Origin of the sequence: Cyanobacterium sp. IPPAS B-1200 (genome assembly GCF_001747005.2) — a bacterium.
In the GTDB taxonomy this organism is placed as follows: Bacteria; Cyanobacteriota; Cyanobacteriia; order Cyanobacteriales; family Cyanobacteriaceae; genus Cyanobacterium.
The window spans coordinates 861,013-876,238 of sequence record NZ_CP182899.1 but is presented as its reverse complement, the minus strand read 5'-3'; the positions used below and the strand labels follow the sequence as shown (position 1 = coordinate 876,238).

General features: G+C 39.6%; 16 protein-coding genes. 8 read left to right on the top strand and 8 right to left on the bottom strand.

What is annotated here, in order from left to right; all coding sequences use genetic code 11:
* Nucleotides 1-107: 107 nt before the first annotated feature.
* Nucleotides 108-749, bottom strand: coding sequence for a molybdate ABC transporter permease subunit (modB, locus tag A5482_RS03970; protein ID WP_069791184.1), 642 nt, complete (start codon nucleotides 747-749; stop codon nucleotides 108-110).
* Nucleotides 749-1,543: a molybdate ABC transporter substrate-binding protein gene (gene modA / locus A5482_RS03965; RefSeq protein WP_069791216.1), complete on the bottom strand. Its 795-nt coding sequence runs from the start codon at nucleotides 1,541-1,543 to the stop codon at nucleotides 749-751. Before modA ends, modB begins: the two co-directional genes overlap by 1 nt.
* Before the next feature lie 82 nt (nucleotides 1,544-1,625).
* Here modA and A5482_RS03960 point away from each other — a divergent pair, with 82 nt between their 5' ends.
* Nucleotides 1,626-1,895, top strand: coding sequence for a transposase (locus A5482_RS03960; RefSeq protein WP_161486834.1), 270 nt, complete (start codon nucleotides 1,626-1,628; stop codon nucleotides 1,893-1,895).
* A 197-nt stretch (nucleotides 1,896-2,092) separates the two neighbouring features.
* Here A5482_RS03960 and A5482_RS03955 read toward each other — a convergent pair whose 3' ends face one another.
* Both A5482_RS03955 and A5482_RS03950 read right to left on the bottom strand, forming a co-directional pair.
* Nucleotides 2,093-3,349, bottom strand: a complete 1,257-nt coding sequence (locus A5482_RS03955) for a J domain-containing protein (RefSeq protein WP_069791183.1) — start codon at nucleotides 3,347-3,349, stop codon at nucleotides 2,093-2,095.
* Nucleotides 3,334-3,702: a Spx/MgsR family RNA polymerase-binding regulatory protein gene (locus A5482_RS03950; RefSeq protein WP_069791182.1), complete on the bottom strand. Its 369-nt coding sequence runs from the start codon at nucleotides 3,700-3,702 to the stop codon at nucleotides 3,334-3,336. Before A5482_RS03950 ends, A5482_RS03955 begins: the two co-directional genes overlap by 16 nt.
* Nucleotides 3,703-3,748: 46 nt before the next feature.
* On the opposite strand from A5482_RS03950, the gene A5482_RS03945 reads away from it, so the two are divergent.
* Nucleotides 3,749-3,877 carry a hypothetical protein gene (locus A5482_RS03945; protein WP_255365550.1) on the top strand — a complete coding sequence of 43 codons (129 nt, stop codon included), beginning with the start codon at nucleotides 3,749-3,751 and terminating at the stop codon, nucleotides 3,875-3,877.
* Nucleotides 3,878-3,901: 24 nt separating this feature from the next.
* Here the strand turns inward: A5482_RS03945 and A5482_RS03940 are convergent, their stop codons facing one another.
* Both A5482_RS03940 and A5482_RS03935 read right to left on the bottom strand, forming a co-directional pair.
* A complete protein-coding gene (locus tag A5482_RS03940; protein ID WP_069791180.1) occupies nucleotides 3,902-4,846 on the bottom strand; it encodes a succinylglutamate desuccinylase/aspartoacylase family protein in 945 nt (314 codons plus the stop codon).
* A 134-nt stretch (nucleotides 4,847-4,980) separates the two neighbouring features.
* Nucleotides 4,981-5,361 carry a DUF4346 domain-containing protein gene (locus tag A5482_RS03935; RefSeq protein ID WP_069791179.1) on the bottom strand — a complete coding sequence of 127 codons (381 nt, stop codon included), beginning with the start codon at nucleotides 5,359-5,361 and terminating at the stop codon, nucleotides 4,981-4,983.
* Nucleotides 5,362-5,549: 188 nt separating this feature from the next.
* Here A5482_RS03935 and A5482_RS03930 point away from each other — a divergent pair, with 188 nt between their 5' ends.
* Both A5482_RS03930 and A5482_RS03925 read left to right on the top strand, forming a co-directional pair.
* Complete coding sequence (locus A5482_RS03930) at nucleotides 5,550-5,870, top strand: hypothetical protein (RefSeq protein WP_069791178.1); 321 nt, start codon at nucleotides 5,550-5,552, stop codon at nucleotides 5,868-5,870.
* Between the two features lie 75 nt (nucleotides 5,871-5,945).
* Entirely contained in the window at nucleotides 5,946-7,601 is a 1,656-nt protein-coding gene (locus A5482_RS03925; RefSeq protein WP_069791177.1) for an ABC1 kinase family protein, read from the top strand.
* A gap of 90 nt (nucleotides 7,602-7,691) precedes the next feature.
* On the opposite strand, the gene A5482_RS03920 is transcribed toward A5482_RS03925, so the two are convergent.
* A complete protein-coding gene (locus A5482_RS03920; RefSeq protein ID WP_242411987.1) occupies nucleotides 7,692-8,984 on the bottom strand; it encodes a hypothetical protein in 1,293 nt (430 codons plus the stop codon).
* A gap of 172 nt (nucleotides 8,985-9,156) precedes the next feature.
* Here A5482_RS03920 and A5482_RS03915 point away from each other — a divergent pair, with 172 nt between their 5' ends.
* From A5482_RS03915 to A5482_RS03900, 4 genes are all read left to right on the top strand, one after another.
* Nucleotides 9,157-10,506: a UDP-N-acetylmuramoyl-tripeptide--D-alanyl-D-alanine ligase gene (locus A5482_RS03915; protein ID WP_069791176.1), complete on the top strand. Its 1,350-nt coding sequence runs from the start codon at nucleotides 9,157-9,159 to the stop codon at nucleotides 10,504-10,506.
* 125 nt (nucleotides 10,507-10,631) lie between these two features.
* Nucleotides 10,632-11,351 carry an ATP-dependent Clp endopeptidase proteolytic subunit ClpP gene (gene clpP / locus A5482_RS03910; RefSeq protein WP_069791175.1) on the top strand — a complete coding sequence of 240 codons (720 nt, stop codon included), beginning with the start codon at nucleotides 10,632-10,634 and terminating at the stop codon, nucleotides 11,349-11,351.
* A 132-nt stretch (nucleotides 11,352-11,483) separates the two neighbouring features.
* Entirely contained in the window at nucleotides 11,484-12,827 is a 1,344-nt protein-coding gene (gene clpX / locus A5482_RS03905) for an ATP-dependent protease ATP-binding subunit ClpX (protein ID WP_069791174.1), read from the top strand.
* 4 nt (nucleotides 12,828-12,831) lie between these two features.
* Complete coding sequence (locus A5482_RS03900) at nucleotides 12,832-13,677, top strand: cell division protein FtsQ/DivIB (RefSeq protein ID WP_069791173.1); 846 nt, start codon at nucleotides 12,832-12,834, stop codon at nucleotides 13,675-13,677.
* Between the two features lie 27 nt (nucleotides 13,678-13,704).
* On the opposite strand, the gene A5482_RS03895 is transcribed toward A5482_RS03900, so the two are convergent.
* Nucleotides 13,705-15,186, bottom strand: coding sequence for an iron uptake porin (locus tag A5482_RS03895; protein ID WP_161486833.1), 1,482 nt, complete (start codon nucleotides 15,184-15,186; stop codon nucleotides 13,705-13,707).
* Between the last annotated feature and the right edge of the window lie 40 nt (nucleotides 15,187-15,226).

The following is a 15,226-nucleotide window of genomic DNA, read 5'->3' as shown; positions in this document are numbered from 1 at the left end:
ATATCTTTGGCTCTTTTTTACTATTTGCTATGAGAGATCAATCATTACTTAAACAAATAACAGTTAAAGTATGGCATCTCATAATGTCTAAGAAAAAGATGACTTCATTAAAATTGGTCTTCCAAATGGCGAACCCATAATAAAAGAAAAAATGCCCAAATCGTCATGACGACTACCATAAAATTAGCCTTATCATATTGTTGGTTTTGTACGGCATCATAAATGGCTAGGGGTAGAGTTTGAGTCCTTTCAGGTATATTCCCTGCTACCATCAGAGTAGCTCCAAATTCTCCTAATGCTCTGGCTACGGCTAATATAAACCCTGCTAAAATTCCCCGTTTGGCTAAGGGGAGAGTAATTTTCCATAGTACTTCGATTTCTGAATCTCCTAGGGTTCGGGCGACGGCTTCTAGTTCGTGGTTAACGTTGATAATGGCCGCCCTTGATGCTTCCACAATGATAGGTAACGCAACTATAGTACTGGCGATCGCCCCTATTTGCCAAGTAAATAAAATATCAATGCCCAACCATTCCTTGATAAAACCACCCCTACCAAAAGCCAAAAGGAGATAAAAACCCACCACGCTAGGGGGCAACACAAGGGGTAAATTAAGGATAGTAGAAATAATTATCTGCCCAGGGAAACGAACTTTCGCCAAAAAAATTGCCAATGGTAATCCGAACATAACCAATAACACCGTAGCAAGGGCAGTAACCTGTAAAGAAAGAATATAAGGGGATAAGTTCATTAATCAATCATTTCTTGGGGTAAAACAAAACCATATTTTTTCATCAATTCTCGTCCTTTTATACCATTAATATATTCTGCAAAATGCCGTGCTTCGGTTTGATGGTTACTGCTTTTGATTACCGCCAACATTTGATCAATGGGTTGATGTAAATTATCGGGAATTAATTCCCATTTCCCTGGATGATTAAGACTCAAAGATAAAGCCACAATGGCCACATCTACATTGCCCGTTTCCGCATACTGTTTCGTTTGACTAATATTTTCTCCTAACATCAATTTTGGCTTCATTTCCTGCCAAATACCTACCGATTCCAGCGCTTCTCTAGCAGCGATACCATAGGGGGCGTGGTCTGGATTTGCGATCGCCACTCTACCATATTCTGACCTAGTCAACTCCCGAATATCTTGAGGATTTAAAGGACTATCATCCCTAGTCCAAAGAGTAATCCTTCCCTGCCCGTACAGGGCTTTGGTTTCTGAAACAATCAACCCCATTCTGTCCAAATCCTCTATGTATGACTTATTCGCCGCCGCAAATAAATCCACAGGAGCTCCCTGCTCAATTTGTTGGGCTAATTTTCCCGTTGAACCAAAGTTAAATAAAATTTTATTTCCCGTTTCTTTTTCCCATAAAAAACCAATTTCAGTAAATGCTTCATTTAGACTTGATGCGGCAGAAACAGTAAGATTTATGGAGTTATTATTAATGGTTGCAGTGGTAAATAAATTACAAGCACTAATAAAAATGGCAAGGAAAATAGATAGAAAAAAATATCGCTTTTTTATCCGCATAATATAAACTTTATTTTCACCTTTAGAACCTGTTTGAAAAGTCTTGACGTAGAATATTTTGGTTAATAACTGAATGAAAAACATGACAAGATTATCATACGATACTGACCTCACTGATGACCAGTGGAAAATTTTAGAACCTTTAATTCCTCGGGCTAAAACTGGTGGGAGAAATCGTAGTTTGGACATCGGAGAAGTTCTAAATGGGATCTTTTATTTTGTTACTAACGGAAGAAAATGGAGAGCGATGCCTCATGATTTTTCAAAGTGGCAGAGTGTTTACACTTATTTTCGTGGGTGGGAATCTGATGGCACATGGCGAAAGATTAATCATACTAAGTCCGATTTATAAACTGTAATTTTATTTATTGTCTTTGGCAATGGGCTTAAGCCCATTGTTCGTTTTATTAGCATACTTTTCTCTACGGATTCAGTATTATATCCCCATAACTGAACATAGGGGCTTTATGCCGACTTTTTGGTAAAAAAAGGCTAAATCAATCTACAGTATGTTTTGATAAAACAGTGGAGTGGTGATGATTGATAGTTTTATCGAAATAATTGGCGTATTTTTACCCATAATTCAGGGCGACTTTTGAACAGATGGAACAGATAAAAGCCAATGATAACCATAAGACAAATATTACTCAAACTAACATAAGTACCGATAATTTGATTGGCACTCCATCCAGAGTAATCGTTCAAAATATTTAAGTCTCCTCCCGAATCACCCCTCCCGCCCCACAATGTACCCCATGGGATATTATCTCTACCGACTTTGATGTTATGCCATTTGGTGAAGCTACTAAAGAAGGTTATGGCACCTATCGCAACGGAGCCGAAACGCCAAAAATCCCAGTAAAATTTCTCAGGTAAACGCCAATAAAAGGCAATAATCAAGAGGGTACTAAGGTAGAATTCTCCTCCAATGCCACCGAATGCCATGAGGGTTACATAATCGGAGTAGCTTACTATCCATGTGAAGATAAATTGTAAAATTATCAAGATAACGGCGACAATCATGGGGGAGTTTTTCTTTTCTTTCCAGCCTGTGTAGAAGGTTAATCCTAATAGGAAAAGAATACCAAAGTAAACAAAGTTTGATTTTTCGAGGGTGGTAATAGTTGCCCCGAAGGTAATCATGGCTCTATACCCTGAAAACCAAGCTATGGTAGCATGACCAAATTCATGTACCCACATGCCGATAAACCATGTTAGCACTTCGGCAAAACTAAAAGCCAGTGCGATCGCCCCTGCTATGGGTAATACATAAGTATTTAAAGTTTTTTCTGCTTCTTGTAAAAGGAGGTAATCGTTAGAATAAACTTGATTGTTTCTATTAGGAGTAAAATTAATATCTTCTTGCCAAAAATGAGTTTTAACAGTTTTTTGCGCCACCACTTTAACGAGGGTATGTTGGAGAATATCTGACAACTTGAGAGATTGATAGATAAGATTGAGAATAGTTGCTTTTTGACGGGGCTTACTACCCCTAATTTTTATCTCAAGATGATCAACAAAAGCCTCCACTTTTATCATCAAAGACATTCCCCGTAAAGCCCTAGCGACATTGTTCGTAACTTCCTGCTCATAAGACCTCTGCCCCTGAGCCGATTCTTCTTCCTGTTGACTTTTACGGTGATTTATTAGTAGTTGATAAGCATTTTTGACGGTTTCAATCCTTTCTTTCTCCCCCCGCTTTAAACACTCCCCTACTATGCGGAAATAAGCCTTTTCTATGTCCTCTACTTCCGCCGAATCATCTACTTCTAAAACTTGATAACATTCTTCTAGGTTGATGTCCATGATAATTTTTCTCGCTTGACAGTATCGTTAGCACGAAATCCCACTAAAACTGCCTCCCCATCTTTCACAAACAAAGGTCTTTTTAATAGCATAGCATCCCCAGAAAAAGCATCGATCCATTGTTCATCGCTCCATGTTTTTTTCTCCTCTCCCAAAGCACGGTAAGACATTCCCGAGGTGTTACGCATGGATTTAGTACCCAAGGATTTTACCCAATCAGCAATCATTTCTTTGCTAGGGGCATTTTCTTTGGTGTTGATAAATTCGTAGTTGATGTCATTGTCTTTCAACCACTGCATGGCTTTTTTGCAAGTACCACAGTTGGGAATTCCATATACTAATATCGATTTCATTTTTTAAGATGCTGAATTTAAATATAATTTACAATTTAGGCGGAAAATGGGGAAGGCCCATAATGCTTTGGGCTTCAGGCAAGGGGCTTCGGGCTTCAGACAAGGGGCTTCGGGCTTCAGACAAGGGGCTTCGGGTTTCAGGCAAGGGGCTTCGGGTTTCAGGCAAGGGGCTTAAGCCCCTTGTTATTTATAACAGATTTTAATAAGAAGCCAAGTGAATGATAGCATCACCTTGATTGACAAGGGGATTTTGTACATGACCAATTACTATACCGTTAAATGGGGCTTTGATGGCAACGCTTTTGTTACCAAAGGGGTCAGTGATTTTACCTAAAACCTGTTTTTTTTGTACTTCTGCACCCAATTCGGTTTCTAAAAGATAGATTCCGCTACTAGATGCCCTTATCCATTTTGATTTGTGGACTATGATAGATTTTTTTTCGAGGTCATGGTTATAAATGTTGTACATATTCAAGTAATTCATTACCCGCAAGATACCTCTGACTCCCATATCAATGGATTTACCATCAAATCGGAGGGCTTCTCCCCCTTCATACAAGAGGATAGGAATGCCTTTTTTACTAGCCGCCTGACGCAAAGAACCGTCTCTCGTGGTAGCATGAATCATTACAGGGGTGTTAAAGGCGATCGCACATTGTCTAGTTTCCTCATCTTCTAGGTTAGCCCGAATTTGGGGTAAATTAATACGATGAATCGCCGCCGTATGTAAATCAATACCATGGGTACAATTCGCCACAATTTCCCGCATAAAAAGTTCCGCCAAACGAGAAGCTAGTGAGCCAGATTCCGAGCCTGGAAAAGAGCGATTCAAATCCCTTCTATCAGGCAAATACCGTGATTGTTCAATAAAACCAAACACATTAACAATAGGTACTGCAACCACACAACCCTTCAACCTTTGAGGATTGATTAACGAAACCACCCGACGGATAATTTCCACCCCATTAATCTCATCCCCATGAATCGCCGCACTCAACCACAGTTTTGCCCCATCTTCCTTACCATTAATCACCGTCACCGGCAAAGACATCATCGTTTGAGTAGCTAACTTCGCCACAGGAATTTGTATCTGCTTCACCTGACATGGGGCAACTTCTTCCCCCGCAATTTTTATCTTACTCACAAGAATAATTGATATTTATTAATTTTGAGGCAAGGGGGTTAAACCCTTTTTTGTCACTTACAGTCCTTTTCTGCTCTCCCACAGGGAGATGCTGAAGGCAGAGGGGTGGGGATTTAGGTGGCTAAATCATTTCCCTAGTCTTGAATATAATCCTCTCCAGTCTTCAGGGCAATCTCCGCCCTCACAAACTCCCTACCCAAATAGGCGGCATGATCAAACATACTAACAGGAGGTTCGCTAATTTCCTCAAAAAGTTTAATACAAATTTCCTTAGCAGTTTTACCCGTAAATAAAGTTACCGCTTGACGAGGTTTTGCCCCCTTACAGGCTATCACTTCCCCCGTGTCTGGATCAACCGCCAAACCTTGATCATTAATAGCATTACTATAATGCTCTGCACAAATTAATTCCTTCTCTCTGTCTATGGAAATGATAAAATATCCTTCAGGGTCTAATTCAATGAAACGGTTAGATAATCTATTATCGGACTCGGTAAACTCTAATAATTTTGTCATTAATACTTAATTTTTTTTACGCTCACAAGTGGTATTGACTATCCTCCCATTCTCTATTACTTCTATATAAATTGTCAAATACAATACAATCAAAACTTAATATAATGGCAGATTAGTTAATTATTCAAACAACCAAAAAAGCAAAAAGTAAAATAGACAATAATATTGATAACTATTCACTCTAAATAATGAAAGACAATTACCGCCAAGAAAATTTAAATAAATTTTGGTTGTCATTATATTTAATGCCCATAGTTGGCATTTTTTTTGCCCTCATTAGCGTCCTTTCTAAATCAGAAAATCAATTTAAAACAAAGAAAATTAGTCGTGTTTCTCTTCGATTAGGATTAGGTTGGCTAACTATTTATAGTAGTTTATGGTTAGGAAGTGTATTGACCAATGATTTATTTTCTATTCGTTTAATGTATCTTAACGGAATGTTTACCACTGGTTATTTTTTGGTCTGTTTATTTTTTCTAATAAAACTATGGGGCAGTAAAACAGAATAACAAGTTGACATTTTATTCACTAAATAGTTGTTATATTAATGGAAAACAAAGAGCCATTATTTTCATAACAAATTTATGTCATCCATTACAAAAACAAAAACAAGTTCCCGCCAACGAGAAATAATAGAAATTGTCTTAGGTAATGGCTGGGATTATATGCGGGGCATTTTGACGGGGGGGAAATCAGATAAACCCCAACTGCCTACCCCAGAAGTTTTGAGTCGTATTTTGGTTCAGTTAGGCCCTTTTTACGTCAAGTTTGGTCAGTTATTAAGCACTCGTCCTGATTTGTTACCTCCCAAGTATATCGAGGCTTTAACGGCATTACAAGCCAATGTACCCCCCGTATCATGGAGGGAGGTAGAACAAAGTTTAGAGGAGCAGTATAATCAACCTTTAGATAAGATTTTTTCTACTCTTAATCGTGAACCCATTGCTGCAGGTTCTATTGCCCAAGTACATCGTGCTACCCTAATATCGGGGGTTGAAGTGGCTATCAAGGTACAACGTCCGAACATTGAGAGAATTGTTAATCAGGATATTAATATTATTAAGGGTATTGCGGATTTGGTTGCCCTTAGTGATTTTGGCAATGATTATGATGTGGTGACATTGGCTGAGGAATTTACTAATGCTGTTTTAGCAGAATTAGATTTTAGAAAAGAGGCAACTTTTACTGATAAATTAAGGGAAAATTTAGCTAAAAGTAAGTGGTTTGACCCAAAAAAAATAGTAGTTCCTCAAATTTTTTGGGATTACACAACCAAAAAAGTTTTGGTAATGGAATGGTTAGATGGCACTCCTATTTTAGAGGCTGATATTCCTACCTTTGAAGAGAAACCCGATGATAATATTAGGACTGAGTTAAGCACTGTTTTATTTAGGGCTTTTTTCCAACAAATATATATAGATGGATTCTTTCATGCTGATCCCCATCCTGGTAATATTTTTTATCTTGATGATGGTCGTCTTGCCCTCATTGACTGCGGTATGATAGGAAGACTAGATCCTCGTACTCAACAATTATTAACGGAAATGTTATTGGCTGTGGTTGATATTGATGCCCAAAAATGTGCCCAATTAACTTTAGAATTATCAGAAAATATTTCTCTAAAAACTAATATTGCTAGGCTAGAAAATGACTATAATATTATGTTGAGAAAATATTATAATTTAAGTCTTTCTCAGATTAATTTTAGTGAGGTTTTTTATGAGATTTTACAGGTAAGTAGAGATAATAAGGTTAAGCTACCTGGTAATATGGGCTTGTATGCAAAAAGTTTGGCTAATTTAGAAGGGGTTGCTCGTCAATTTAATCCACAAATTAATCTTTTGGATGAAATTAAACCTTTGACTATCGATTTACTTCGTCGTCAGTTGTTGGGGGAAACTCCTTTGCAAACGGTATTTCGTACGGTTTTAGATTTAAAATCGGTGGGATTGCGATCGCCCCGTCAACTAGATGTAATCTTAGATAGACTAAGTTCAGAAACCCTACAATTTAACCTGCAAATTAGGGAATTGGACAATGTACGTCGTAGCCTTGATGATTCTGCTAACCGCCTATCTTTTAGCATCGTGGTAGGGGCGCTGATTGTGGGGGCGGCTATTATTTCCACAGGGGCAGGTACTGCTCAATTGATGCTATTGAGTAATATATTATTTGCCGTAGCCAGTTTACTCGGTTTATGGTTAGTAATCAGTATTTTACGCTCAGGCAGACTAAGATAATTATTAAACCATGGGGGTTGAATATTCTTCAACCCTTTTCAACCAGTACTTTAATCTTTAAGAAAATTTTGCGAATGAATAACTATTGCCTCATCTACTGGGTAAATAAAGGCGTTTAAGGAAAGACATATCAACAACATTGCTAAAATTAACACTAAAACCAACATTAACCTTTTCCAAACTCCTTACCAACCACATTGCCCCATCCTTAGAAAAAGACTCATAGTGATTAAAAAGAATCGAAAATCTTTTCTCTAAATAAGGCTTCAATCTAGTGCAAGTTAAAACCAATTTCAAAAAGACACCAATAGTTTTTGTTGTTCCCATATTGCTAATCATATCCATAAATACTAAATGATTAGGATTTTGAGGACTTTCCACAATTAAATAATTAAAAATCTGACTATAGGTGCGAGTTTTTAGAAATTCATCAGGTCTTTTATTATTATACTCAGGGTATAATCCTTGAAATTGTTCATAAAGTCTTTTATTAAAACTATTTTTGCCATATTTCCCATCAATGGACTGGCTAATGTATTCATAAAGATTATCCTTAAATATCTGATAGTTGCGCACCCCCTCGGTATGGGCAACAAAACTACGGGATAATTCCTTATAAGAATAACCATTTTCGGCTACCCCGACATATTCCTTTAAACTACGACCTAAATCTCTTTTACTTAGTAAGGTAGGATTCTCCACAGGGGTAATAATACGAGAATCTATGGGTTCTCCATTTTCCCTTTTCTGGGCTACTCTCAATTGATAGGTAACAAAACGGGAAAGATTAGTATCAAATTTTTTTTCTAATTCATGTTTAACTTTATATACGGTTTCTTGTTGTTCTATACTACTACCAACCCCGAGTAAACAATGATCATAAAGGTAGGGGTAACGATTGATGAGATTGCCGAGGATTTCTTCTTTTTTCTCTTCTTTCCTAATTTTACCCTCACCGATAACACTGGCGAGACGTTTTAACTGAGTATAATAATCGCTATCTATAAATTGTCTTACGCATCCGCGCAACTGTTCGGTAAAACTGCGTACATAGCCACGGTGAAGGCTTCGGGGAACATATTTAAAGCAGTTAATTAAATCTACTATGTAGCCTTGGGTTTGGGGAGACAACTGCCAACGGTTAACGAGAATATGACAACAACGGTTTAGAGTTAAGGGAAATTGTTCTGAAGATTTGGGATTGCCGATGATATTAGCTAAACATTCCCACACTTTTTGATCATCATAACCTTGAGCCTGAATGAATAGTCTATTGAATCTTTCGATTACTTGTTCAGGGGTTTCGGTTTTGACGCAGTATAATAAGTGATCAAAAAGGTATTGTTCTCCGCCACCATTATTAAATTGTTTGTTTTTTGACAATTTTGGGATATTCACGGCAGTTCATGGTATGTTGTGGGTGGGATATTTATCTAATTATGTATCTATTTTAAACGTTAATATTATTTTTTATCTCTGTTAAATTACCCATTTTTTACCCCAAAAGGTTATCCTATGTATCAGTTAAAATACTGAATTTTACTAGATTTTTTTTATGAATTTTTCTTTAAATATTGCTACTATCGGTGAAATTACTGATTCAGTTTGTGAAGGGGATAATGGCTCGATCTTAACACAACAATGTAGGGGCATAAGCACTGATACTAGAAGTTTAGGCACGGGAGAAATTTTTGTGGCTTTGCGAGGGGAAACTTTTGATGGTCATGATTTTCTGACTCAAGCAGTGGCTCAAGGAGCGATCGCCCTTATCATAGAGGAAAATCACTTAGGTGAAGAAGAATTAAACGTCCCAATTTTTAGAGTTAAAGACAGTTTAGAAGCCTATCAAAAAATAGCCCATTGGTGGCGAGAACAATTAAATATTCCTATTATTGGTGTAACAGGTTCGGTGGGTAAAACTACCACAAAAGAATTGATAAGTGCGGTATTAAATACTCAGGGAAAAGTATTAAAAACAAGAGCTAATTATAATAATGAAATTGGTGTTCCTAAGACCCTTTTAGAAATAACAAAAGAGGATGATTTCGCCGTAATTGAAATGGCCATGAGAGGAGAAGGGGAAATCGCTTTGCTCACGGATATTGTTAACCCCACCATCGGCTTAATTACTAACGTGGGTACTGCCCATATCGGCAGATTAGGCTCTCGGGAAGCCATCGCCAGAGCAAAGTGTGAACTTTTGGCAAATATGAACCCGGATGGGGTTGCCATTTTAAATGCGGATAACGAACTGTTGATGGAAACAGCGGGGATGGTATGGCAGGGAAAAACCGTCTCCTATGGCTTGGAAAATGGAGATTTTCAGGGTCAAATTATCGATGATGACAAAATTGAGGTGAACGGCGAAATCTACCCTCTCCCTTTGCAGGGTCGCCACAATGCCCTTAACTATCTAGGGGCGATCGCCCTTGCCCACGTCCTTGAGTTGGATTTAGAACCCCTCAAAGCAGGAATTGAGGTAGAAATGCCCAAGGGAAGAGCCAAACGTTACCACCTTGATAACGACATTGTCATTCTCGATGAAACCTACAACGCTGGTTTTGAGTCCATGCTCGCCTCGCTCGAACTATTACAAGATACCCCAGGAGAGCGTAAAATTGCTGTTCTTGGTACCATGAAAGAATTAGGGGAATATTCCCCAGCCCTCCATCATCAGGTGGGAGAAAAAGCCGAGCAATTGGGGTTGGATATGGTGTTAATTTTAGCCGATGAGCCCGCCACCGAAACCATTGCCTCTGGGGCAAAGGGGATTCCCACCGAAATTTTTGATAACCATGATGCTCTACTCAACCGAGTAAAACAAATAATGACCAAGGGCGATCGCATCCTATTCAAAGCCTCTAATTCTGTCGGTTTAAGTGCGATCGTTGACCAAATTATTTAACCCCCAAGGGTAGGTTTTCCCTACCCCAACTTCTACCCCCCATAAGGTCGAAATAAGCCATAAAGTAGTATAATATTAAGGTGTAAGTCGTATAAAAGAGCTTTCACAGGAACTGTCATCAAGCTATGCTAGAATCGCAATCTCCCAAACTCAACATTAACAGTAGTCACCCTCACCATATCAACGCTACCAGAACCGAAAATATCGTCAACAACGCCACCGTGCCGATGGTGGTAGAATCCTCTGGCATGGGGGAAAAAGTATTTGACGTTTATTCCCGTCTTCTGAGGGAGAGAATTATTTTCCTTGGCACAGCCATTGATGACAAAGTAGCCGATTCTGTCGTCGCCCAACTCCTCTACCTCGAAGCAGAAGATCCCACCAAAGATATTTACATCTACATCAACTCCCCCGGAGGCTCCGTTTATTCAGGTTTTGCCATCTACGACACCATGCAACAAATAGAGCCAGATGTATCCACCATCTGCTACGGTATCGCCGCTAGTATGGGAGCTTTCCTACTGGCAGGAGGCGCAAAAGGAAAAAGACTAGGTTTACCCAACTCCCGCATTATGATTCACCAACCCCTAGGGGGCGCTCAAGGCCAAGCCAGTGACATCGAAATTCAGGCCAAAGAGATTTTGTACATCAAAAAAAGATTAAACGAAATTATTACCCATCACACAGGACAACCCTTTGACCGTATTAGCGAAGACACCGAAAGAGACTTTTATATGTCTTCCACCGAAGCCAAAGAATACGGCATCATTGATGATATTATCCGACGGGAAGGAGTGGAATTACCTCTAAATCGTAAAGATATTGATTTATCCGAAGCTTTCTAAAAAAACCACGGTAACCCATCCTCTATGGAGGATGTTGCCTTTTCCGTCTTCCCACATAACACTTGATAGTCTTCCATTCCTAAATATTTTTCTCAGAAGTCCATTGTTAAAATAGTAAAAAAAAGCAGTTTTATGTCTAAATACGACTCCCATTTGAAATGTTCTTTTTGTGGGAAATCCCAAGAGCAAGTACGCAAACTAATTGCAGGGCCAGGGGTCTATATTTGTGATGAATGCGTAGAACTATGTAATGAAATCTTGGATGAAGAGTTGATGTCGGCACCGCCACCGCCAGGCAAACCAGCCCTAAAAGGAAAACCAGTTCCCGCAGGTAAACAGTCTAATGCCCTAACTCCCCTTTCTCTCGAAGACCTTCCCAAGCCCAAAGAAATAAAAGCCGAGCTAGATGAGTACGTAATCGGGCAGGATGAAGCAAAAAAAATTCTTTCCGTGGCCGTATATAACCATTATAAACGGTTGAGCGTTAAGGAAAATAACAATCAAAATACTCCCGAAGAAGATAGTATTGAGTTACAAAAGTCAAATATTTTATTAGTCGGTCCCACAGGATCTGGTAAAACTTTATTAGCTCAAACCCTAGCGAAAGTCTTGGATGTACCCTTTGCGATCGCCGATGCCACCACCCTTACTGAAGCAGGTTATGTCGGGGAAGACGTAGAAAATATTTTGCTCAGACTTCTGCAAGTAGCAGACTTAGATATTGATCAAGCCCAAAGAGGTATTATTTACATCGACGAGATTGATAAAATAGCCCGTAAAAGTGAAAATCCCTCCATCACAAGGGACGTATCAGGGGAAGGAGTACAACAAGCCCTCCTCAAAATGTTAGAAGGCACCGTCGCCAATGTTCCCCCCCAAGGCGGTAGAAAACACCCCTACCAAGACTGTATCACCATCGATACCAGTAACATCCTTTTTATCTGCGGTGGAGCATTTAGCGGTTTAGACAAAATCATAGAACAAAACCATCAACAAAAAATCCTTGGTTTTGAAATCCCCAACGAAAATCAAACCAAAGAAGAAAAAGTTGCCAACGCTGCGCGACAAATGCAAACTGACGACTTAGTAAAATTTGGCTTAATTCCCGAATTTGCAGGACGTTTACCCGTAGTAGCCGTGCTAGACTCCCTCAACGAAGAAGCCCTTATGGCTATTCTCACCCAACCCCGTAACGCCCTTGTTAAACAATATCAAAAACTTTTGGGCATGGATGATGTTATTCTCGAATTTGAACCCGAAGCCATCAAAGCCATTTCCCAAGAAGCCCACCGCCGAAAAACAGGGGCGAGAGCCTTGCGAGGTATAGTAGAAGAAATTATGTTAGATGTAATGTATGAGGTACCCTCGCGCAAAGACTTAAGTAAATGTTTAATTACCAAAGAAATGGTTGAAAAACGGAGTACAGCTGAGTTATTATTACATCCATCATCCTTACCAACTCCAGAGTCTGCTTAAGTATATGGTAACTACCCGAAACCCCGTACCTCCGTCCCAAGTTGTTCAACACCGTGACAAATTACGAAAGGAGAGAGCAAGGCGTAATCGTATTGCGGTCTGTCGCTTTTTTGTGGCTGTAGGTGTTACCACGGGGGTTTTTTGGGTTATTACCCATCCTAGTTGGGTACTTAGAAGTGGCGAACAAATTAATATTGAAGGTAATGAATTATTATCAGACAAAGAAATTCGTAGCTTAATTCCTGTTCAATATCCCCAGCCCATCTTAACCCTCTCAGGGCAGTATCTGGCTGACGAATTAGGGGAAAAAACACCCCTCAAAAATATAACTATTACTAAAAAGATAGCTCCCCCCAGTCTAACTATCACCGTAGAAGAAAATCCTCCCGTTGCAATGGCTTACGGGCCAGAAGACAATGAAAATGGGCAAGTTGCCATCAGTCACCTAGGATTTATCAGTGCTGATGGTGTCTTTATGGAAAAGGATATGTATGAAAATTTGGAGCAATATCCCGAAAAAATTCCTTCTCTCAAAATATTTGGTAATCAAGGGTTATATTTATCTTATTGGGAGGAGTTATATCGTTTGTTAGCAGTTTCCCCCATACCTATAACGGAGATAGATTGGCAAAATCCTAATAACATAATTCTAACGACGGATTTAGGAAAAGTTCACCTAGGACCCTATACTTCAAGGCTACCCCAGCAGTTTGAAAAACTGGGCAAAATTACTTCTATTACTCAACAAATTCGCCGAGAAGATATTATTCATATTGATTTAATTAATCCAAATCAACCTTTTGTTAATCAAAAACCTCCGTTAAAGGAAGAAGAAAAGTCTATTAATTGATATTTTTGCGGTGAATATTGAGGGATTTTAAAAACTTAAGGTCGTGCGAATAGTTCCCACGTATATAGGATCATTACTCGCATTATTTTCTGGATGAAGTAATAAAAGAAATCCGGGGGTAATGGCAATGTTGTCGTTAATCTGCCAACGATAAAAAGTTTCTAAGTGTAATGTGGCATCAGATTCACGATCGCCATATTGATTTTGCGTTACCCGTAAGGGTTGACCAGCAACGACTCCCAATAAATTGCCTTCTCCTGCTAAATCCTTCCAGCCCAGTAGCACAGCCCAAGTGAATAGATCAGCTTGGGGATCGTCTTTCAAATCTTTGGCGATCGCCTGAATATATCCCACTCGTCCGCCGATGGTAAAGTTAGGGCTAACATTTACCGAGGCTTCTGCACCAAAGGAATTGGCAATTATGGCATCAGAATCATCATCAAAGGGATCACTTGCCAAAGCGCTGCTAGTGCCTGTATCCATACCATTAAACGATCGCACGTAGGTCAAACTCAGTTGAGCAAAATCCGTAGGCTCAATGGTTGCTTGAGCGATGGCAGCGTATGGACTTTGGGTAATGCCCACCTCGGGATCTGTTGCCCCTCTGGCGATATATCCCAGTTCTAGTAGAATGTCGTCGGTGAGTTCATAGGTCAGTCCGATACCCGGAACGCTACCTTGTCGGCGAATGGGATTCTCACGGGCAAATAGAGAAATGGCTCCATCTCCGCTACCACTAAATAAGGGATTAACCGTAGAGGCATAATCCCCTAAACCTCCTCCCACAAGACTGAGGACAACGGAGGCTCGTTCACCAATGTGAGTTTCGTAGTCTAGGCGATCAAGTTCGATATTTCCTTCCGTGGTACCATCAAATCCGAGGTTTGCCATTTGAGTTCCCGTGGCATCTTCAAACTCAGGAATATCACGAGATTGTAAACGTATCCTTAGGCGATCTGAGCCGTTAAAGCTAGTGTTCAATTCCAGTCGAACTCGTTCCCCAAAAATAATGTTGTTATCAATGGATTTATCACGGTCATCTACTCTACTATTACCACCTACTCCCGCCAGAGCAAAAATTACTTCTCCTTCAAATTTTGTGGTGGGGGAAAACTGCTGGGCTGTGAGAGTAGCTGTTCGGGCTTCTAAATCATCTACCTGTTGGTTGATAGTTGCTAATTCGGTGGCAAAGTCCTTTTGAAGTCGTTGCAATGTAGCCCAGTCATCGGAGTTAATATTATCCCTTATGAAATGTTCATTGAGCCGAACTGTACAGGCAGATAAAGCCGCTGCAAATTCATAACGACTTAGAGGGCGATCGCCCTTATAACTGCCATCGGGGTATCCTATGATACATTCATATTCATTGGCTAAGGATTGTAATGCCTGAAAAGCCCAATCATCAGGATGAATATCAGATAGTTGAGCCACCGATGGACTAATTTGGTTTTGGGAATACTCTACCCATGGGGTGGTTTGGCTATGGGCGATCGCTGGATCACAATACAAAGTTGCTATTGTACAGATCCCTAAACTTATTTTTCTAATA